Raw genomic sequence first — 23,216 nt, forward strand, 5'->3', positions numbered from 1 at the left:
AAATCATGAATGCAATTGCAGGAGTATTTTTTCATTTTATAGGAGGCTTCGCGTCAGGAAGCTTCTATGTACCATATAAAAAAGTACGAGACTGGTCCTGGGAAGCGATGTGGATCTTGGGTGGATTATTTTCCTGGATAATCGTTCCTCCATTGGCAGCTTGGCTTACTATTCCTAATTTTTTTGAAATAATAGGAGACGCAAATTCAAGTGTGCTAGGTTATACATTTCTTTTTGGTGTATTGTGGGGGATAGGTGGACTGACATATGGTTTAGGTGTTCGATACTTAGGTGTTTCGTTGGGAAGCAGTATTATACTAGGATTGAGCATGGTGTTAGGTGCACTGATGCCTGCGATTTACTACTATTTTAATCCAGCAGATGGCAAGCATAGCATAGATTTCTTTTTTACGACCGCGTCGGGATTGTGCGTTATGGCGGGCTTAGTTCTTTGTATTGTGGGGATTTACCTGTGTGGAAAAGCTGGAGTTTTGAAAGAAAAAGGATTATCAAATGCTGGTGGCACCGATAAAACAGATTACAACTTTGGTATTGGGATTATTGTGGCTTTAATTTCAGGAGCTTTAAGTGCATGTTTCAATTTTGCTATAGAAGCAGGAAAGCCGATGGCTGATGTCGCTAATGCACTTTGGAAATCAGTTAATCCAGGACAAGGAGAATTCCTTTATCAGAATAATGTTACCTATATCGTCATACTTTGGGGAGGATTTACGACGAATTTTATTTGGTGTGCGTATTTATTATTAAAAAATAAGACCCTTACAGACTACTCGAAAGCAACAGCTCCTTTAAAGAAAAATTTCTTGTTGTGCGCTTTAGCAGGCACGACATGGTATTTGCAATTTTTCTTTTACGGCATGGGTGAGAGCCGCCTTGGGAATGGTGCAAGTTCATGGATTTTACACATGGCATTTATCATATTGATTTCAAATGCCTGGGGTGTGTTCCTAAAAGAATGGAAAGGTGTGAGTAAACCAACCTATACGGCCATTATATCTGGAATTGTCATTATCATCCTATCTATTTGTGTGGTAGGATTCGCGAAAACTTTAGAATAAATATTACAAAGATTTATGCAAACAAAAACATATCAACATGTGAATTACCTTTGGGATGAGGAAAAAGCTAAATCCTTAGAAGGAGATGAAGTAGCGTTATTATTATACCGATCTAATATCTTGGGGTCGGATCTTAGGATAACGAATTACGGAGGCGGAAATACATCATGTAAAGTAATGGATAAGGATCCATTGACAGGTGAAGAAGTGGAAGTAATGTGGATTAAAGGTTCTGGTGGTGATATCGGCACATTAAAGAAGTCAGGTTTGGCTGCATTGTATGTAGAACGACTTCGTAATCTTGAGAAAGTGTATCGCGGTATCGAGCATGAGGACGAAATGGTCGAGCTTTTCAACCGTTGTATATTCGATTTATCATCGAAGGCACCCTCTATTGATACGCCATTGCATGGTTTTCTTCCATTCAAACATATCGATCACTTGCACCCAGATGCTGCGATTGCTATTGCGGCAGCAAAAGATGGAAAACAAATCACAAAAGATTTGTTCAAAGGAACAATTGGCTGGGTAGAATGGCAAAAGCCTGGTTTCGATTTAGGTTTGCAATTGCGCGAATGCTTAGCCGAAAACCCTGGTATCCGTGGAATTATGCTTGGTTCGCATGGACTTTTTACATGGGGAGATACGGCGTATGAATGTTATTTGAATTCATTGGATGTCATCGAAACTTGCGCAACTTATTTGGAAGAGAATTACGGTAAGTCAAGACCTGTATTTGGTGGTCAAAAAGTAGATAGTCTAGTACAAGAAGATAGATTGGCACAGGCTGCTGCTATTGCACCCATATTAAGAGGGTTTTGTTCAAGTGAGCGTCCTATGGTTGGCCACTTCTCTGACGATGCTAGGGTGTTGGAATTTATCAATTCCAATGATTTGGAAAAATTAGCTCCTTTGGGAACAAGCTGTCCAGATCATTTCTTACGCACTAAGATTCAACCTTTGATTCTGAATTTGGATAAAAACGAAGACTTATCGGATATAGAAGCGATAAAATCAAAATTGCTTCCATTATTTGAAGCGTACAGAGCGATGTACACGGATTATTATGAAACTTGTAAACACCCGAATAGCCCTGCTATTCGCGACAGAAATCCAGTAATCATAATCTATCCAGGAGTCGGAATGTTTGCTTTTGCAAAAGATAAGCAAACCGCACGTGTGGCTTCGGAATTTTATACAAATGCTATCAATGTAATGAAAGGAGCGGAAGCGGTGAGTGAATATACTTCACTACCGAGACAAGAGGCTTTCAATATTGAATATTGGTTATTGGAAGAGGCGAAGCTACAACGTATGCCAAAGCCAAAAGCATTGTCTGGTAAAATCGCTTTGGTAACTGGAAGTGCAGGCGGTATAGGTAAAGCTATTGCAAAGCGTTTTGCAGAAGAGGGAGCTGTAGTCGTTTTAAGCGATTTGAATCAAGAGAGATTAGCAGATGCAAAAGCAGAATTTGTAGACTTATTTGGTGCGGACAATGTTACGACTGCTGTCCTAGATGTAACGAATCAAGAGCAAATAGAAGAAGCACTTAAAGTGGCTGCTTTAGCATTTGGCGGTGTGGACATTGTGGTGAATAATGCCGGACTATCCATTTCAAAATCTATTGAAGATCATACGCAAAAGGATTGGGATTTATTATATGATGTATTGGTAAAAGGTCAGTTTATCGTTACTCAGGCTACTTCTAAAGTAATGAAAGCACAAAATATTGGTGGTGACATCGTGAATATTGTGAGTAAAAATGCGTTGGTTAGTGGTCCGAATAATGCGGGGTATGGTTCTGCTAAAGCAGCGCAATTGCACCTTAGTAGATTGAATGCAGCGGAACTTGGCGCTTTCAAAATTAGAGTAAATGTAGTAAACCCAGATGCGGTTATTTCAGATAGTAATATTTGGGCTGGAGGCTGGGCCGAAGGTCGAGCTAAAGCTTACGGTGTTACGGTAGAAGAATTACCTGCTTACTATGCAAAACGAACTTTGTTAAACGAAATAATTTTGCCAGATGATATAGCTAATGCTTGTTTTGCATTTGTAGGCGGTGAACTAAGCAAATCTACAGGAAATGTATTGAATGTAGATGGCGGAGTAGCCATGGCATTTGTCCGATAACAATTATTAAATCAAGTACGATAGTTAGAAAAATAATTTCTATTTTTCTAACTATCTAAACCTATATACTTATGAAAATCGAGCAATCTATCATAGATCAACATAACCAAGAATTATTAGCTAAACATACTAAACAAGTAGATTTCTTAAAGGATAGTATTTCGAACTTTGAGGAAATCGTAGCGAAAGTACAAAAATTTAATATTGCTATTCCGAGTTGGGCTTTAGGTACAGGTGGTACGCGTTTTGGTCGCTTTAGTGGCAAAGGTGAACCGGGAAATTTGGAGCAAAAAATCGAAGATGTAGGCTTATTGCATGCATTGAACAAGTCGAGTGGAGCGATTTCACTTCATATTCCTTGGGATATTCCTCAAGACGCCGAGAAGATTAAAGCTTTAGCATCATCCTATGGATTGGCATTTGATGCGGTGAATTCAAATACTTTTCAGGACCAACCGAATCAAGCATACAGTTACAAATTTGGATCATTGCAACATGTAGATCCAAATGTACGTAAGCAAGCGGTAACGCATAATATTGAGGTGATTAAGCATGGTATTGCTTTAGGTTCTAAAGCGTTGACAGTATGGTTGGCAGATGGATCTTCGTTTCCAGGTCAATTGAATTTCCGTGAGGCATTCCAAAATACGTTAGAAAGTTTAAGAGAAATCTACAAGCATCTTCCCTCGGATTGGAAAATGTTTATTGAATACAAAGCTTTTGAGCCTAATTTTTATTCAACAACTATTGCAGATTGGGGACAATCATTATTATTAGCGAGTAAATTGGGAGATCAAGCGTACACATTAGTGGATTTAGGGCACCATTTACCAAATGCAAATATCGAACAAATCGTGTCTTTGTTATTAATGGAAAACAAATTAGCAGGCTTCCATTTCAATGATAGTAAATATGCAGATGATGATTTAACTGCTGGAGCGATCAAGCCTTATCAATTATTTTTGATCTTCAATGAATTAGTAGAAGGTATGGATGCTAGAGGAATTGACCATGCAACAGGTCTGGGTTGGATGATTGATGCTTCGCACAATTTGAAAGATCCATTAGCTGATTTATTACAATCTGTAGAAGCAATTAAAATCGCCTACGCACAAGCATTGTTCGTGGATCGTCAAGCGCTGAAAAAAGCACAACAAGAGAATAATGTAGTAGTTGGACAAGAAATATTACAAGATGCTTTTCGTACTGACTTGCGTGCTCTTGTGGCAGAGGCAAGATTGCGTGAAGGTGCTGCATTAAATCCAATTAAATTGTTCAACGACATTAATGTGAGACAACAATTAATAGATGAACGTGGCGAATCCACTGTAGCGACAGGATTGTAATAATTAGATAAGGAAGGATGGGAAAGGAGTGTATACCTGTTATTGCAATATTTGACGTTGGTAAAACCAACAAAAAGTTATTTTTATTTGACGAACATTATCAAATCGTTTTTGAACGTTCGGCAAGATTTATGGAAACCGTCGATGAGGATGGCTTCCCCTGTGAAAATTTAGAAAGTTTACGATTATCTGTATTTGATTCATTACACGAAGTTTTTCGTAGAGCTGAATTTGATATTAAGGCGATTAATTTTACTTCCTATGGAGCGAGTTTTGTCTATTTGGATCAAAATGGTAGACCGCTGACACCGCTGTATAATTATTTAAAAGATTATCCAGTTAATCTACAGGACGACTTGCATCAATCCTATGGAGGCGAAAATAAATTTGTGTTGGATACCGCTTCTCCATCATTGGGAAGTCTTAATTCGGGCAAGCAAATCTATCGCTTAATGAAAGAGCAACCTGAGGTTTTCAATACGATGAAGTACGCATTGCATTTGCCTCAGTATCTAAGTTTTTTGGTGTCGGGACAATTGTATTCGGATATGACAAGTATTGGATGTCACACTGCATTGTGGAATTTTAATACGAAGAATTACCATCAATGGGTTAAAGATAGCGGAATAGATAAGAAGCTTGCACCAATTGTAAACGGCAAGGAAGTGTTTTCAAGTACATTTCCTGGAAGTACGTACAAGGTTGGAACAGGTCTGCACGATAGTTCTTCTGCTTTGATTCCTTATTTGGTCAATTTTCATGAACCATTTGTGTTGATTTCAACGGGTACCTGGTGTATATCGATGAATCCATTCAACGATGAACCTTTAACTAAGGCAGAATTAGATCAGGATTGCCTATTCTATCTGACGTACAACGGAACTCCCGTCAAGGCTTCTAGATTATTTGCGGGGTATGAACACGAGACGCAGTCAAAACGAATAGCTGATCACTTTAATGTGACTACAGCACGATTCAAACATTTTGAGATCAATTGGCGTGTTATCGAAGGACTGGATCTGGGACAAAGTATAGACGTTTTCACACTAAATACATTTGCTGAATTAGATTTAGACAGGTTTAAAACCTACGAAGAAGCTTATCATGCGCTGATTTTTTGTCTTGTAAATGCTCAAGTTGAGTCGACAAAATTGGTTTTAGCTGGTCAAAATATTAAAAGAATATTTGTAGATGGTGGCTTTAGTAAAAATCATATTTATATGAATTTATTAGCTCGAAGATTTCCTACAATAGAAATTTATGCTGCTTCCATGGCACAAGCTACGGCAATTGGTGCGGCATTGCTGATCCATGAACATTGGAATACTTTACCATTTCCTAATAATATCATCGAATTGAGATATTATAAAGCGTAGATAGATATTAGATATACTTTCTCTAGAATGAATATTAATACACTACCTAAGCTGAATGTGTAGAACCTATTATATAATATACAAGATGAAAAATATAAATCTAAAATTACTATTTGTTGCCTTTTGTTCATTAGTGTCAATCAGTCATTGCTATGGTCAATTGCGTCTTCCCAATATATTTTCAGACCATATGGTTTTGCAACGTGAGGTAGATGCAAAAATTTGGGGTTGGGCAAAAGCAGGTTCTCATATTAAGATACATGGTTCTTGGATGCAGGATACAATAGGTATTACAACAGATTACAATGGAAAGTGGAGTGGTAAAATCAAAACAATAGGTGCGGGAGGACCATATTCCATATCTATACAATCTGGAGACGAAAAGTTGACCATATCAAATGTATTATTAGGTGATGTTTTTTTGTGTTCTGGACAATCTAATATGGAATGGGGAGGAGATCAGGGATTAAAGGAGATTATGGATGAATTACCCAATGCATATAATTCAAATATACGTCTTCTACAGGTAAATAGAAATGGAGCTTCAACACCTCAAGAAAATATTTCTAACAATTGGTCAACATTGACTCCAGAATCATTAAAACCTTTTTCCGCTATAGGCTATTTTTTAGCTAAAGAAATCAATTTTGAGATTGGGGTTCCAATTGGGATTATAAATGCAAGCTGGGGAGGAACTTCTGCAGAGGTATGGACACCTGAACAAGTTATTCAAGTTGACAAAGAACTTTATGAACTTTCTAAACAACAAATAGAAAATCCTTATAGACCACACAATAATGGAGTTTTGTGGAATAGTATGATTTCTCCTTTAGTGGGTTTTCCTTTGAAAGCACTTTTTTGGTATCAAGGAGAGAGCAATGTGAGTACATGGTGGGGATATGATAAGTTGATGAAGGCTATGGTTGGTTCTTGGAGGTCTGCTTGGGAAGAAAAAATGCCGTTTTATTTTGTCCAAATTGCTCCGTTTGAATATAACAACAATATACCTAAGGCAGCCTTGTTACGAGAACAGCAAAATAAGACAGCGCTTGAATTACCTAATTCGGGCATGGTAGTAACTACAGATCTTGTCGATAATATAAAAGACATTCATCCTAGTCAAAAGAAGGAAGTCGCAGTTCGATTATCTAAAATAGCTCTCGCTGAATTATATGGAAAACCAATGGTAGATTACAAATCACCTATTTATAATGGCTACAAAGTTGTTGGAAATAAAATGGAGATTTCTTTTCACCACCTAAATGGTAATCTCGTCATTAAAGGGAAACAATTAGATGATATTTATATATGTAGTGAAGATCGTGTTTTTCATAAAGCAAAAAGTAAAGTCATAAAGAATAAATTAATTGTATATAGTGAGGACATATCCAATCCTGTTGCGGTAAGATTTGGATTCACAGAAATATCTATGCCAAATTTGTTTAATGAGAATGGTCTTCCGATTGCTCCTTTTAGGACAGACAATTGGGAAGTCCAATAGCAATCCATGTAGCAAGTTTGTAATCAAGAAAAATAATAGTGCACTTGCCAACTATGCTAATCGAATAGCTGAACTAATGAAAACTTGGGTAATATATTTTTGTATTTAAGAAAATACCGAAGTAGGTGATTTAATTCAGATTTTTTATCTAAAAGAATCTAAGGGACACTTATTTAGTGTCTTTTTTGCCTTAAGTAGACGAAGGTTTGGAGAAGGATAGGGCAGGATGGTTAAAAGGAATTTCTTAAGTAATTTGGATGTAGATAACTTAATAGCTAATGTTTAAGAGCTCAAAATACATTAGTTATAAACTTTAACAATTATAAAATCTTAAACCTAGTTAAAACAGTGAAGAGGAAAGAGTATAGTATTTGCTTTTAACGAAGTAGAGATTATACAATTTAATACCTATAAACATTATGAAAGAACATCGTTTTATACACAACAACATCTTTCTTCAAATTTTGACCAGCCTTATCGTGCTGTTTGCATTTTGTAGTACACCGGTCTTTGCGCAGGGAGTTGGCAAAGTGAGCGGTAAAATAGTAGAGTCAGGAACAGGAACCGCTATTCCCGATGTTACAATATTGTTTGCGGAGAGCAATATTAAGACGTCTTCTGATAGTAATGGTGATTTTGAAATTAGTATTCCTAAATCCGGTGTGCTAATTTTTAGAATTATTGGCTACGAAGAGCAACGTCTGTTTGTCAAGCCTGGCGAAAAAATTGAGGTTGAACTTTCTGTAAGTGATCAAGATATTGATGAAGTCGTGGTCGTGGGGTATGGACAGCAAAAGAAAGTGTCCGTAACAGCGGCAATCTCAACCATTGAAACCAAAGATTTGAAACAGAGTGCTGCTCCAAATTTGGCTTCCGCATTATCTGGCCGTTTACCAGGCTTAACAACCGTACAAACTTCTGGACAACCAGGTAACGACCTTGTAAATCTATATTTGCGGGGTGTGGGGACATTAAACGATGCCTCTCCATTGATTTTAATCGATGGGGTTCCTCGGTCTAACATCAGTAAGATGGATCCTAATGAGGTCGAGTCAGTAAGTATACTAAAAGATGCTTCAGCAACGGCTGCATTTGGGGTGCGTGGTGCTAATGGTGTAATCTTAATTACTACTCGTAGAGGACAAGCCGGAAAATCAGAATTAAATATTTCCTTAGATCGTACTTATCATGGGTTTTTGGCTAAAGCGGAAAGACTTCATTCCTGGGAATTTGCTGAATTGAGAAATCAAGCATTTATGAATGATAATCCTACAGCTTTAGAAAGTGACTTACCATTTACTCCATACATGATTGAGATGTATAGAAGTGGTGAAGACCGTGTTTTTTATCCTGACCGCGATGTGTTTCATGATTACTTTAAAAATTGGGCGCCACAAACACGTTTAAACTCCAATTTCAATGGGGGAGGTGATAAGTTTACATATTTCTTAAACGTAGGCTATATTGGACAAGGGGGTAATTTCAAAACAGAGCCTGAAGAGAATCTTGGGTATGATCCTAGTTATAAAATGGATCGTTACAATTTTAGAGGTAACATAGACTATAAAATTGCCAGTAATTTAAAGGCCTCTTTAAATATAGCTACCTATCTTGAACGTATGAATACGCCACAAACAGTAGCATTGTTTGGAGGGAATAATGATAATATGGTTGCCAATATGATTGCCTACACTTGGGCGACACCTCCTACAGATGTTGGACCTTTGACAGTAGATGGGTATGGTGTGCCGGCTGGAGAAGTTATAGCGCAATCAGGGCAGGATCGCAATACTTATGGAGAAATCAATAGGAGGGGCTACCGTCAAGAAATGAATAACAATTTGAACTCTTCTTTCAATTTGGATTGGGGAATGGATTTCATTACTAAGGGTTTGTCCATGAAGGGTTTAGTAGCTTTTGATAGTCAAGGTAGAACGGTGTTGCAAGGTGTTAAAGCATTAGACTCTTATAGCTTTAGAGTTGCTAGAGATCCTTCCCAAAGTAATTCCTATGCTCCATTAAGAACGAATGAAGATCCAGCAATCGCCCTATCTAAGAGCATGGAGACACGTTATTATACTAATTATCAAATCTCTTTGAATTATTCACGAGTATTCGGTAAGCATAACATAACGGGAATGGCATTAATGCAGCGCGATAATTGGGATCAGTATGGTGCTGGACTGCCTTATAATATTGTAGGGTTTGTAGGTCGTACGACGTATAATTATGATTATCGCTATTTAGCTGAATTTAATTATGGTTATAATGGTTCAGAACAATTTGCTCCTGCTAATCGCTTTGGTTCATTCCCTGCATTCTCTGTAGGATGGGTGGCTAGTAATGAGTCTTTCCTAAAAGAGAATCCAGTGATTACCAATTTGAAAATTAGAGGTTCATTTGGACTTACGGGGAATGATAAATTAGGCGGTAGTCGCTTTCTTTATCAGAGTTTTTTAAATATGACAGGAGGTATTTTTTCGTCACTTGGAAGAGGACAATCAGTGTCACAAGGAGCGTTGGGTAATGAAGCGATTCAGTGGGAAATAGCAAAAAAATCTAATATAGGTGTCGATCTGGAGTTGTTCAAATCTCTATCATTAACAGTTGATTTCTTTCAAGAGAATCGGGATAAAATCTTAATTTCTCGTCGTACCATTCCGGTTCTACAAGGGGTGCCTCTGGGTAATATTCCTAAAGTGAATATTGGTAAGGTTGATAATAAGGGGTTTGAAGCGGAATTAACCTATCGTAAGTCCTTGAGTCCAAATCTTTCCATTTTAGCAAAAGGAAACTTTGCATATAATAATAATACAGTTGTTTTTGCGGATGAGGTGCGATATGGCGAAGATTACGCATATCAATATAGGTCTACAGGATTCAGTATTGGTCAAAATTTTGGTTATGAAATCGATTATTCAAATGGGAATGGCTATATCAACACCCAGGAAGAATTGGATAATTTGGTTGATTATCAGATTGGTGGTACACCCAGACTGGGCGATTTTAAATATAAAGATATTACAGGAGATGGAGTAATTAATGATCGTGATTTGGTGCCAATAGGAAAACCTTCTATTCCCAGAGTCTCTTATGGACTTTCTGGAGCAGTGACCTACAAACAATTTGATGTATCCTTTTTAATTTCTGGAGTTGGACAAACGCATAGGCATACCAATGGATGGGGAGTTACCGAATTGGGATTAGTTGGATTCTATAGTGGATGGCATAGACAAGCTTGGACAAAGGAACGTTATGAAAATGGGGAAGAAATTTTGTACCCAGCTTTATCAATTTCTGAAGGGGTTAATCATTTAGCCAATTCTGTTTTCATTATGAACCGTTCGTTCCTAAGGTTGAAAAACATCGAATTGGGATATTATTTACCAAAGTCATTATTAGATCCTATTGGTGTAGAGCGTGTGCGTGTTTATATTAATGGTAACAATTTATTAACATTTGATAAAATGCCTATTGACACAGTAGACCCAGAACAACCAGGAGTATTAGCTTACCCTATTACTAAGATGTTCAATTTTGGGTTAAATGTCGCATTCTAATTTTTAAAGTTTACTGAAATGAAATTTAAATTTATAATAGCTCCGGTCATTGCCATGATTTTGTTTAGTACCTCTTGTTCAGATGTGTTAGATATGGCGCCTGATGGCAACATGCAGATGGAAGATATTTTATCGGATCCGGATCGAGTAGAGGGATTATTAAATAGATGTTATGTAAATATACCTAAGAAAGGTTATTCATATCATTTCTTTGAATCCTTAGTAGTAGCAGCGAGTGATGACGGATATACTTCGGACGAAGCCCAAGGGCTTGCAACTGGCTTTATATATTCAGATAACAATAATGCTGATCGCCATTGGATGCGAGACAATACTGAAGACCATGGTGGTTTGAATAATAATTATTGGACACGCTTTTGGCAACAAATCCGTTTATGTTCGCAATTTATTGAGGTAATTGATAAAGCTGCAGTACACTCTGAGTCTAATAGAGGTCGATTCAAAGCAGAAGCTCGTGTATTAAGAGCATTCTTTTATATGGAATTAGTTAAATGGTTTGGTAAAGTCCCAGTTTTAGATGCAACTATGCCATTCGATGCTGATTTCTCTACACTAACTCGTAATTCGGTGTACGATGTAGCTAAATTTATAATTGCAGATTGTGATGAAGCCTTAGCTGATCCAAATTTACCTTGGCGTATCGATAACGAAAATGATGCAATGCGGGTTACCAAAGCATTAGCGTTAGCTTTAAAAACAAAGGCAATGCTATTTGCAGCTAGTCCTTTACATAATGAAGGTCAAAATCATTGGGATGAAGCTTATACTACTGCTGCTGATGCCGTATCTCGTCTAAAAGCAAATGGATACGAGTTGTTCAAAACAACTACACAACCAGCAGTTTATGGTACAGGTCCTGCGGCTGCATTAAGACAATTAATGACACAAAATGCGGATTATTCAGCATCCCCTAGAGATAAAGAAACTATTTTCCAAACTAATAGCGGCAGTGTTTTTATATGGCATATAGGTTATATAACTGGAGCTCGCTTTCCTGGAGTATACAAAACAGGTACTGCACCAACTCAAGAATTAGTAGACGCATTTGAAACTATTAATGGAGAGCCAGTTTTAAATCTAGCCAAACCCTATCTGGACGAGAAACATTTGCAACCAAATTATAATCCCGCGAATACACAATATAATCCTAATGATCCGTACGCTAACCGTGATCCGCGTTTGGATCAAACAGTCATACGTAATGGGTCTATTGTTCACTGGAATAATGTTGCATATGTAGCTGAAATTTACCAAGGAGGTGACAATGCTCCAAGTTGGGATGTGACGAATCGCTCGCGCTCAAGGACAGGTTATTATCAAGCTAAAATGACGCGTCCCGGAGCAAGTAACGAAGCTCCAGCCAATAATTCCAACTGGAAATATTACCGTCTAGGTGAAACTTTATTGGATTTAGCCGAAGCAGCAGCAGAGTCAGGAAGATTAGCAGAAGCTAGGCTGGCAGCTAATGAAGTCAGAAACCGCTCCGGTATGCCCAATTTATCCCCATTATTAACAAAAGAAGAATTAATTCTTCGTATTAGAAATGAGCGTCGTGTAGAGTTGGCTTGGGAAGAAAACCGCTATTTTGATTTACGTAGATGGCAAAATCCTGATGGTGATTTGGCAGAAACAAGTAAATATTTTACGGCGATGGATATTAAGAAGAATAGCAATGGAACATTTACTTATAGTAGAAGAAATATAACGAATAATCCACGTGGAGGATGGGAAAATAGAGATTTATTGTTGCCATTACCATTAGCAGAAGCGGCAACATTGGAAGCGGTAACTGGTACGCCATGGCAAAATCCAGGATGGTAAAAATTCATGAGATAGAAAACGTATGAAAAAAAATATAAGATTCATTGCACTTGGTATTTTAAGTTCAATGATTTGTGTTCAAGTTTACGGGCAGAGTAATACAAGCTCCAGTGGGCGTGTGGTAAATATTTATAATCAACCCATAAAAGGTGCCACTATTATTGTTGAAGGAGGCGATTTAACATTGGTAACCAATCAAGAGGGCGGATTTGATAATATTTTCGACGTTAAAAATAAGTATGTCGTTGTATCTGCCCCCGGTTATCAAAATCAACGTGTTGAAATAAGTCAGCTCATTGCAAATAGGGAAATTCAACTAGCTTTTGATGCGCATAATACAGGAGGATATTTGGATTTTGGTTATCAAAAATTCACAAAAGAATCTTTAACAGGATCCGTGTCTGTAGTGTCTGGAGATGTGTTAAACAGAACACCCAGTAATGTGCTTTCAGATACATATCAAGGTAGATTACCAGGTTTGACTGTGAAAAATAATATTGCAGAACTAACTTTCTTTGGTTATGGGAATTATTCTAAGACTATTAGAGGAATCTCTTCAGTAAATGGAAACTCACCAACAATTATTATAGATGGAGTAATAGCACCTACCCACTATTTGGAGTTTATTTCTCCAAAGGAAATTGAAACGATAACGGTACTAAAGGATGCTTCCTCAACTGCAGCCTATGGTATTCAAGGTGCGTCAGGTATGATTGTAATAAGCACTAAGCGAGGAAATAATAGTCCGCTCAAAGTGGAAGGTTATTTGGACAATACTGTTCAACAATTGACCAATAGACCTTTATTTATTAATTCTGGGCAGTATGCTGAATTGAGAAATTTGGCAGGTAAAAACGATGGTTTAGGGGATTATTCCCAATTTTCGCAAACGGAAATAGACATGTTTAAATCTGGAGAAGATCCGGCTTATCCAAATAATGATTGGTACGATATGTTTATGCGCAAAATGGTTAATAGGCAACGTATAGGCGTCAATGCTGCAGGAGGAACAGATAAATTTAGATACTATTCGAATTTAAGCTTTGTAAACCAACAGCAACCTTTCAAAATTGCAGACGAACCTGATCGTAAATATGATCCTACGCCCCATGTACATATTGGAAACTTTAGAACCAATATGGATGTGAAGTTTAATGATTATTTATCAGGTTACATGCGATTAACAGGTAATTTGAAACGTGAGAAATTAGCTGGTGGTCAAATGGGATGGGATTTGTACAGTAGCATGTTTAATATTCCGTCTACAGTATACGGCCCATTATCTCCAATCATCGAAGGAAAGGAAAATATTAGTAATCAGGTGATAACTGTAGATGGATTTGATACACCAATTTATGGTCGCTTAAATCGTTCAGGGTATAGTACAATCATTGAAACGAATATTATTGCTCAAGCTGGATTGAAGCTGAATATGGACTTTTTGACGAAAGGTTTGTCCGCCACAGGAGGGATGGCTTACCAAACATATGTTCGAAACACAACCAATACCAGTCAAAACTTTAGAAGAGTATTGAGAGGAGATGATTTTTCTAAATTAGATGATTTCACTATTTACAAAAGTTTTGAAAACACACCATTAGTTTATGGTAAAGGATCAACCTTCTTTTATTACTTAAACTTATTGGCTAAACTGGATTACAGTAGACGCTTTGGTGAGCATAGTATTGATGCCTCTGCGCATACCTTTTATTTAAAGCAAGAAATTGAATCTGCGGGCGGAGGAAATAATGTACTTCCCTATTTGAGACAAAATTTTGGAGTTTCTGCTTTGTATGGTTTTAAAGATCGCTATTTCTTAAAAGGTGATCTTGGTTATTCGGGTTCCGAACAATTTCATCCTGACCATCGTTACACCATGACTCCAGCAGTTTCTGCAGCATGGATTGCTTCTAAAGAGGATTTCTTAAGCATAGATGCAATTTCATTATTGAAATTCAGAGTTTCTTACGGTGTGAGTGCAAATGATCAATTGGGGAGTGCACGTTTTCTATATTTAGATAATATACGAGCTAATGGTTCTGAATTGGAGCGAGGGAATCCATTATTGCAAGCGGAAAAAATTAAAAAGGCAAATGTAGGGGTAAACCTGGGTTTGTTTAATATGATTACTGTAGATGCGGAATATTTTGACAATATAGTTGATAATATGTTAATTAATAGCGCTTCTCAGATCCCTGATTATCAAGGCATTCCATTGGGTTATTATCCTAAGTTAAACAACGGTAAAATGGAAAATCGAGGCTATGAAGTTTCCTTAGGCTTTAATAAACATTTAAATCAGAATTTATCGTTTTATGTACAAGGAAACTTTATGGATGCTAGAAACAAAGTAATCTCTATTAATGAAGCTTCATTAGGTGACGATTATGCATATAGTCGTAGAACTGAAGGATACCACATTGGACAATTGTGGGGCTATCAAGTAGATTATAGTAATGGTAATGGAATGTTTAATTCAGCTGCAGAATTAGCAAACGCAGGTGTTTCATATGCATTTGGTAAGCCACGTGTAGGTGATTTGATATATAAAGATTTGACAGGTGATGGTGTAGTGGATGTAAAAGATTTAGCGCCGATGGGTAATCCGAATTCTCCACAACAAGAATATTCCATTATTGGAGGGGCTCACTATAAAAGCTTTGAATTCTCTTTTCTAATTCATGGAGTTAGTAATTATTCAAATTTCCTGAGTGGTATGGGTATCTATGAGAATCAAGGTAGAGGTATTTTTAATGATATTCATTTGAATTCGTGGACTGCTGATCGATATGCCGCTGGAGAAGTAATTTCATTTCCCGCACTTTCGCTTTCACCGACGACGAATCATGTGGCGAGTGATTTTTTCTTGAATGATAGGTCATTCTGGAGATTGAAAAATGTGGAATTAGCCTATACTTTACCTGAACATATATCGCAAAAAATCAATTCTCAAAAAATTCGAGTGGCTTTTAATGCACAGAATTTATTTACTATTCATAAAATGAAGACAAGATATATCGATCCAGAGATTGGAAGTAGAAGTACTTTCCAGCCTTATCGTGTATTCAATCTTGGATTAAGTGCAAACTTCTAAAATTAGAGATCATGAAAAGAAGTATATTTAAAATATGTGTTGTTGCTTTGGGTTTAGTGACTTTAGAATCATGTGCTGATCTTGATTTGCCTTCTGACGGTAGATTAGCATTAAATGATCTTTTCAGTACTTATCCAAGAACAAAGGGTTATTATGAAATTTGTAAATCCTATATTCCTCAGGTAGGCTTTATGTACCAAGGCTCACGTACGCCATTAGCATCTTTTAGTGATGAGGCTCATGACGCGAGTGATGGTGTAAGCGGAGATGTGAATGATTGGTATAATAATAGGGCATCATCGACGACTAATCCTGTTGATGGGGTATACGGTTGGAATCATTATTTTCAGGGGATTCGAAAATGTAATACGTTTTTGAGTAGCATTAATGATCCTAAAATTGCCACCGCTCAGATAAAGGAAGTCGAAAAAAACGGTTGGATTGGAGAGGTTTTGGTGCTGCGTGCCTATTTTTATCTTCAACTTGTAAAACGATACGGAGGTGTTCCATTAATTACATCTCCCTATGAAGTGAATCATGATTTTTCAAAAGACAAAAGAGCATCAATAGAAGAATGTATTGATTTTATTTTGGCAGATTGTGATGCTGCGTTAGCCATTCCAGAGACCTCAGATGCCAATATTGGTTTTCGATGGAATATCAATGATAGCGATCGCGGTTCTGTAACTCGTGCATTTGCCTATGCTGTAAAATCACAGGCAGCCTTATATGCGGCTAGTCCATTATTTGCTTCTCCTGGCAGCAAATATACGTGGGAAAAGGCAACCGAAATTACTAAGGAAGCATTAGATCAATGTTTAGCTCATGGTTTTGAGTTATTCGATATAGCCCCTTCAGCAGATATAGCTCAAAATTCGTATGCTTATTATTTCATAAATCGCTCAGATCCAAGTAGAGCAATAGACAAGGAAACTATTTTCGAATCTACAGCTGCTCGTACGAATGTTTGGAAATGGGCAGGTACTCCGTTTATAGCTGGTGTTGAAAAGGCAGGTTCTGGTCCATCGCAAGAATTGGTAGATGCTTACGGCATGCAAGCTACAGGAGAGATGCCTATCACAGGCTATTCAGACGCACAGCATTTACAACCGATTATAAACCCGGCTTCTGGATATGACGCTATGAATCCTTACGTAGGAAGAGATCCTAGATTTTATGCTTCCATTTATTATAATAATTCACCCCGTTCATTATCAACTGGAAATGTAGATAAGTCTTTAATTCCACTAACATTCAGAAGCACGGTAAATAATATAACTTCATCTGTAAGTAATGGAGAAACAAGTTTAACAACTACAGGTTCTGACCCGTGGATTTTTACATCTGTATTGGGGAAAACTATACCATCTGGAGAAAAACGTCTGATTACCTTTGAATATAAAAGTAATAAAACCATTACGAATGCGCAGTTTTTTTACTGTGTAGCAGGAGGTCCAGCAGGAGGTGTTTCATCTCCCGAGAATATTCGAATTGAAGGATCCACAGAATGGAAGCGTTTTGAATTTGACTTATCGGATGCAATATCACGATTTGGATTTGGAGTAAATAATAATGGAGGTCAACCACCAGCAAATCATTTCTTGCGTTTTGATGCAGGCGGAGATCCGGGTTATGATATCACGATTCGTAATTTCCAAATAGAAACTTTTAATAATCCACCAGCACCAATTCCTGTAGAAACTTTTGTGGGAGGAAATGCAAGAATTTCATCAGATTTAACAGAGACTAGGTATACTAGAACAGGGTATTATTTAAGGAAATTTAATAATTACAAATCTAGTGTTACAGTAGATCAGGATGGTTTAATGAAAATCTTTCGTTTAGGAGAGTTGTATTTAAACTTTGCAGAGGCAGCTTACAATGCAGTAGGAGCTGATGTAAGAGTACCATCCAAAGTATCTGGTGGACAAACTATGAGTGCAAGAGAAGCTGTGAATGCTATCCGAAATCGTGCAGACATGCCCGCATTGCCAACTGGATTATCTAAAGCGGAATTTGAAAAACGCTATCGTAATGAACGCCAAGTAGAATTAGCATTTGAAGAACATCGTTTCTTTGATGTTAGACGCTGGAAAATCTTGATGGACACAGACAAATTTGTAACTGGTATGCGTATTACTAAGAACGGAAATAATTATACTTATGAACGTTTTAAATTGCAAGATCGTGGTACTAACGTAGATAAATACTTATGGCAACCATTGAGTTTGTCTGAAGCGACAAAAATGGAAGCTTTCACAGGAACAAACTGGCAAAATCCAGGTTGGTAGCAATTGTATTGATTATGGAAGTTTAGAAGACCTAAAATCTCTTGAAGCCCATTTTTTAACTTGTTTATATGAGAATATTAAATTTTAAAATTTTATCATTAACAGTTTTCGTTTTAGCTGTTATTGGGTGTGCCAACAATAGTTTTAAAAGCGATAATGTCCTTGTGATGGCAGGTAAAGATGTCATCAAAGATTCTATGCAATATTTACAAAATGATCGTATTAAGTTGGGAATAGATTTGAATCTAGGTGGAGCTGTTACTTTTCTTTCTGATCAAAAAAATGGTGGAGCCAATATGATCAACAGTTACGATTGGGGCCGTCAGATACAAATGTCCTATTATTCTGGACCTTGGCCTTATATTGGTCCTAATGGAGAGACACCTACAACCGAATGGCAAGGCTTGGGATGGAACCCCATTCAATCTGGAGATGCTGGAAATCATAGGTCCAAATTGATATCATTCGAGCGAAGAGGCGAAAATTCAATATTCGTACGCAGTATACCTATGCAATGGCCGCACAAAACAGGTGTAGCCTGTGAGTGCGAGTTTCAAACACTTTATACCCTTGAGAATAATGTGATTACGATGGAAGCTACCATCGTCAATAATCGTAGTGATACGACGCAATATCGAGCTTGCTCGCAAGAGATGCCTGCAATATACACTAATGGAGCCTGGTATCAAGTTGTTAGTTATCTTGGAGATAAGCCTTTCAAAGATCAACCGACCACTATCATCATCGATAAAAATGATCGAAAAGGATGGCCTTGGGTTAACTTTTATACACCTGAAAATTGGGTAGCACTCCTAGATGACAGCGGTTTAGGTATCGGAGTTATCCAACCAAATATCATGAGATTCAATGCAGGCTTTCATCCAAATGATATGACCAAAGGTTTTGGAGGAGAGAAGGATGGACAGACAGGTCATATAGCACCCATTGGTACACAGATATTGGATCATAACATCACCTGGAGATATAAGACATTTTTCGTTTTGGGAAATATAAATGATATTCGCTCTTATGCCAAAGATCATTCTAATACCAAAGAGCATCCATCATGGGATTTCAACAAAACTAGGGATATGTGGTATTATGAAGGAGAATGTAAGGACACGGGTTTTCCGATTCGAGGTGGATTAAATATTTCTTTTCAAAAGGGAGCAAAGTTAGTTAGCCCTATCACATTTTGGGAAGCAGAAGAAAATCCATATTTAGAATTTGAGGCAAGTTTCAATGGAATATCTACAGAGATGGAGATTGTTGTCGAGATACAGCCTATGGCCAAATCGGATCTTACTGATTGGTTAAATTGGTCTGAGGGTGATAAAAATGTCGATGAAGAGCGCAAGAACAAATCGACGACATTTCCTAATTCACCTATTTTAAAATCCACACATAAGATTAATATCAATGGTAAAAATCAAAAATATAAAATTAATCTCTCTGACATGCCCAATTACAAAGGTGCAATGAAAAGTTTGAGAATTGAATTGCTGGAACAAGGTCAAGGCATTGTAAAAAATATTAAACTTATTAAATAACATATACAGAATGGAATTCATTTTATATCTGATAATAAACAAATCAGCTCATGTATAGATTGCCTATGCTTATTGGACTGTTCCTATCTATTTCATTAACCTATGCGTGTATGGCTAAGAAGACCTCAAACGCTACTACAGATCACGGTATAGAAGTAGAGTATCCCAACCTTTTTCAATTAGAAAAAGGTTGGGATATATACGATGGGGGAGGTTATCGCTACGGACCATCTATCATGGTTGATGATGATGGTACCATCCATGCTTGGTTTGCTGCACCTGGGGGCATTCATGGAATGGATCAGCTCCATTTTAATGAAGAGCATGCAGAAGTTCCAGTGCCAATTCGAGGTAATTCCGTTGTTGCTCAACAATTTCACAGCGATCAAGATTTTTATGGTTTAGCCGTTAGGTGTCCAAACTGGAATTCGGATGCAAGTAGCATCAGCTTGAGTATCTTCAAATGGAATAAGGACTACGCAACTAGCCTTTCCTCAGCACCAATTATAACGAAAAGATTTCATCATTATATTGATAATCAGAATGTTATTTTGAATAGTGATAGGAAATTTTCAGCTGGAGACTATCTGTGGGTACTGGATGCACCAGAAGGAACGGCGGGAGTCTGGGCTCGAGAAGGCACTTATGCTGGAGTCCAATCGTATGTAAATGGTAAATCTATTGATCAAGTTTTTGAATCTTTTTTAATGTTTAATCAGAGTAATGCGGAAACCTATTGGGACCAAGTAGCATACAAAAAAAGTAATGATCAAGGGAAAACTTGGACTCCAGAGAAAATGGTATTAAAACCTACAGAGGGTACACGGGATCAATTTTCTATCTGTGATCCTGCTGTAGTGAAAATCGGTAAATATTATTACTTAGGTTATACTTCTACCGAAGACATCCGCATGATTTTTAATCATGCTTACATCGCTCGGTCATTATCGGTTGTAGGTCCATGGGAAAAATGGGATGGTAAAGATTGGGGTACACATCCGCAGCCTATTGTCACGTTTACTGGAGATAAAGACGCTTGGGGAGCAGGTGAACCATCGATGGTCGTGAGAAATGACAGCTTATTTTTTTACTACACATGGCGAGACAAAGACAAGCACGAGACTCGTGTAGCTGTAGCAGATGCCAAATTGGAAAATTGGCCTGCTACACTCCAATATCAAGGTATAGCAGTAAATCAAACTAATATCAAAAGTGCTGATCATGCCGATGTAAAATATAGGCCCGACTTAAAGAAGTTTCAATTAATACATACCGCATCACGATTTCAAGAGAATAGCCGACTGATGTTATGGGAATCAGTTGATGGTCTTCATTTTCAAAAAGTAGCCGATATCAAAGAGTTTTCAGCGCCTTACTTACACAATTGTGGTTGGAGTGGCGACGCATTAGGCCATCAAGATCCTAATAAACCTCAATATGTAGCCTATGCTTATGGTCAGGATTGGGGTAATTGGAAAACAAGTTGGCACCACATTATTTATGTAAAGAAATAATAATTATGATAAAGAGGAGCTTATTAGCGATATTATTGTTATTCATGGTTATTTTGCCATCTGCTAGGTCACAAATTCATAATGATGTCAATCCTGATAGTTGGGCAGCAACTGACGCCTTGGGACGAACTATATTACAAGATCCTACCAAACACCCTCTGCGCAAAGACAAATTGGTTGCTATGTTTTATTGGACTTGGCACCAAGGAAATGATGATAAAAATTACCAAAATAAGAATGTTACAGAAATCTTAAGAAACCATCCCGAAGCGTTGAAAGATTATAACCATTCTGCTTGGGGATCTAAAAAACCTGGTTTTTTCTTCTGGGAACAGCCCCTGTTGGGCTATTATAAAACCACCGATAAATGGGTATTGAGAAAACATGCTGAAATGCTAGCAGATGCCAAAGTAGATGTCGTTTTTTTTGATTGTACCAATGGATCTTTTTTATGGCGAGAATCTTACGAAGCTTTATTGGAAACGTGGGCGCAAGCTAAATTGGATGGTGTGAATGTGCCAAAAATTGCATTTATGCTACCATTTGGTCCGGTGGATAACAGCTTAGTATCACTACGAGAGTTGTACAAACACCTTTACAAGGTCAAAAAACACCAAGACTTATGGTTTTATTGGAAGGGTAAACCAGGTATCATGGCATATCCAGATAATCTCACCAATGATCCTGTGGATAAAGAGATTCGAGATTTTTTTACTTTTCGTCCTGGACAGCCCGATTATGTAGATGGCCCTACGCGCCATGATCAATGGGCATGGTTAGAAAATTATCCTCAGAATGGTTATGTAAGGGATGCGAATGGAAAGTATGAGCAGGTGGCTGTAGGAGTAGCACAAAATGCAAGTCCTGAAACAAATGGTCATTGTTCAGCTTTTAATCTACCAGGAGCGCAAGGCCGAAGTTTCAGTTTCAGGAATGGCTTTGATCCTAGGATCGATGGATATTTATATGGGTGGAATTTTCAAGAACAATGGGATCGTGCATTTGAACTAGATCCAGAATTAGTATTCGTTACAGGATTCAATGAGTTTATTGCTGGACAATGGTTGCCAAAGCATGGTTGGACAGGTGATCCATTTTCCTTTGTTGACCAGTTTGACTGGGATCGTAGTAGAGATATCGAGCCTAATAAAGGCTGGGGAGATAAAGGTGATGTGTATTATATGCAGTTGATTGATAATGTAAGGAAATTCAAAGGAATGCAGTCTTCGCAGCATGTATCCGCTTCGATGACTATAAATCTTGGAAATGACAAAGCGTGGGAACATGTGTCGCCTTACTATAAACATTACAAAGGCAATACTTTTCATAGAAATCATGAAGGTAGGTACGATCAGCATTACACAAATACCACGGGACGCAACGATCTCGTAGGAGCTAAAGTAGCTCGTGACGATGCTAATGTATATTTTTATGTCGAGACGAATAATACCATCAGTCCATCGACCGACCGCAATTGGATGCTCCTATTTCTGGATACGGATCGCAGTAAATCTTCTGGGTGGAATGGTTACGATTATGTAATCAATAGGATCAATCCTAAAAATGGCAAAGCGATTCTTGAGCGTAACGTAGGAAATCGTTGGGAATGGGAAATAGTTGCCGAATTTCCTTTCGTGGTGCGTAATAATAAACTAGAAATTGCTATTTCGCGTAGTGCATTAAACTTGTTAAATAAAACACTTGATTTTGAATTTAAGTGGAGTGATAATATGCAAGAAAATGGCAATATTATGGATTTCTATGTGAATGGAGATGTAGCACCAGGAGGACGATTTAATTTTATTTATACGACCAATTAATCTGTTTAAATTAAAAAGAGCTGTTGTTATTAAACATGTGAAGCACCTCATTTTTTAAATTAAAATTATAAAGCAGTTCTCAACTCATAAAATTTGAAAATGAATATGCAAAC

The 23,216-nt window shown here is 37.5% G+C and carries 12 protein-coding genes; all 12 read left to right on the top strand.

The window, feature by feature from the left end; genetic code table 11:
• The first annotated feature begins 5 nt into the window (after positions 1-5).
• The 12 genes from rhaT to GOQ17_RS00735 all read left to right on the top strand — a co-directional run bounded on the left by rhaT (position 6) and on the right by GOQ17_RS00735 (position 23,103).
• The gene (gene rhaT, locus GOQ17_RS00680; protein WP_159633295.1) at positions 6-1,079 is read left to right on the top strand and encodes an L-rhamnose/proton symporter RhaT; all 1,074 of its coding nucleotides are present in this window, start codon (positions 6-8) and stop codon (positions 1,077-1,079) included.
• A gap of 15 nt (positions 1,080-1,094) precedes the next feature.
• Positions 1,095-3,209 (top strand): bifunctional aldolase/short-chain dehydrogenase, encoded by a 2,115-nt coding sequence (locus GOQ17_RS00685; RefSeq protein ID WP_159633298.1) that lies wholly within the window; start codon positions 1,095-1,097, stop codon positions 3,207-3,209.
• Positions 3,210-3,280: 71 nt separating this feature from the next.
• A complete protein-coding gene (locus tag GOQ17_RS00690) occupies positions 3,281-4,555 on the top strand; it encodes a sugar isomerase (protein WP_159633301.1) in 1,275 nt (424 codons plus the stop codon).
• A gap of 17 nt (positions 4,556-4,572) precedes the next feature.
• Complete coding sequence (locus tag GOQ17_RS00695; RefSeq protein WP_159633321.1) at positions 4,573-5,931, top strand: FGGY-family carbohydrate kinase; 1,359 nt, start codon at positions 4,573-4,575, stop codon at positions 5,929-5,931.
• Positions 5,932-6,016: 85 nt separating this feature from the next.
• Complete coding sequence (locus tag GOQ17_RS00700; protein ID WP_159633324.1) at positions 6,017-7,432, top strand: sialate O-acetylesterase; 1,416 nt, start codon at positions 6,017-6,019, stop codon at positions 7,430-7,432.
• Between the two features lie 419 nt (positions 7,433-7,851).
• A complete protein-coding gene (locus tag GOQ17_RS00705; protein WP_159633327.1) occupies positions 7,852-10,992 on the top strand; it encodes a SusC/RagA family TonB-linked outer membrane protein in 3,141 nt (1,046 codons plus the stop codon).
• A gap of 18 nt (positions 10,993-11,010) precedes the next feature.
• Positions 11,011-12,834, top strand: a complete 1,824-nt coding sequence (locus GOQ17_RS00710; protein WP_159633330.1) for a RagB/SusD family nutrient uptake outer membrane protein — start codon at positions 11,011-11,013, stop codon at positions 12,832-12,834.
• Positions 12,835-12,856: 22 nt separating this feature from the next.
• Positions 12,857-15,928, top strand: coding sequence for a SusC/RagA family TonB-linked outer membrane protein (locus tag GOQ17_RS00715; protein ID WP_159633333.1), 3,072 nt, complete (start codon positions 12,857-12,859; stop codon positions 15,926-15,928).
• A gap of 11 nt (positions 15,929-15,939) precedes the next feature.
• Positions 15,940-18,219: a RagB/SusD family nutrient uptake outer membrane protein gene (locus GOQ17_RS00720; RefSeq protein ID WP_159633336.1), complete on the top strand. Its 2,280-nt coding sequence runs from the start codon at positions 15,940-15,942 to the stop codon at positions 18,217-18,219.
• A 68-nt stretch (positions 18,220-18,287) separates the two neighbouring features.
• Complete coding sequence (locus GOQ17_RS00725) at positions 18,288-19,769, top strand: hypothetical protein (RefSeq protein WP_159633339.1); 1,482 nt, start codon at positions 18,288-18,290, stop codon at positions 19,767-19,769.
• Between the two features lie 110 nt (positions 19,770-19,879).
• Positions 19,880-21,283, top strand: coding sequence for a glycoside hydrolase family protein (locus GOQ17_RS00730; protein ID WP_159633342.1), 1,404 nt, complete (start codon positions 19,880-19,882; stop codon positions 21,281-21,283).
• A gap of 5 nt (positions 21,284-21,288) precedes the next feature.
• Positions 21,289-23,103 (top strand): hypothetical protein, encoded by a 1,815-nt coding sequence (locus GOQ17_RS00735; RefSeq protein ID WP_201288476.1) that lies wholly within the window; start codon positions 21,289-21,291, stop codon positions 23,101-23,103.
• Positions 23,104-23,216: the final 113 nt, after the last annotated feature.

This window comes from Sphingobacterium composti, assembly GCF_009829075.1.
Lineage (GTDB): Bacteria > Bacteroidota > Bacteroidia > Sphingobacteriales > Sphingobacteriaceae > Sphingobacterium > Sphingobacterium composti.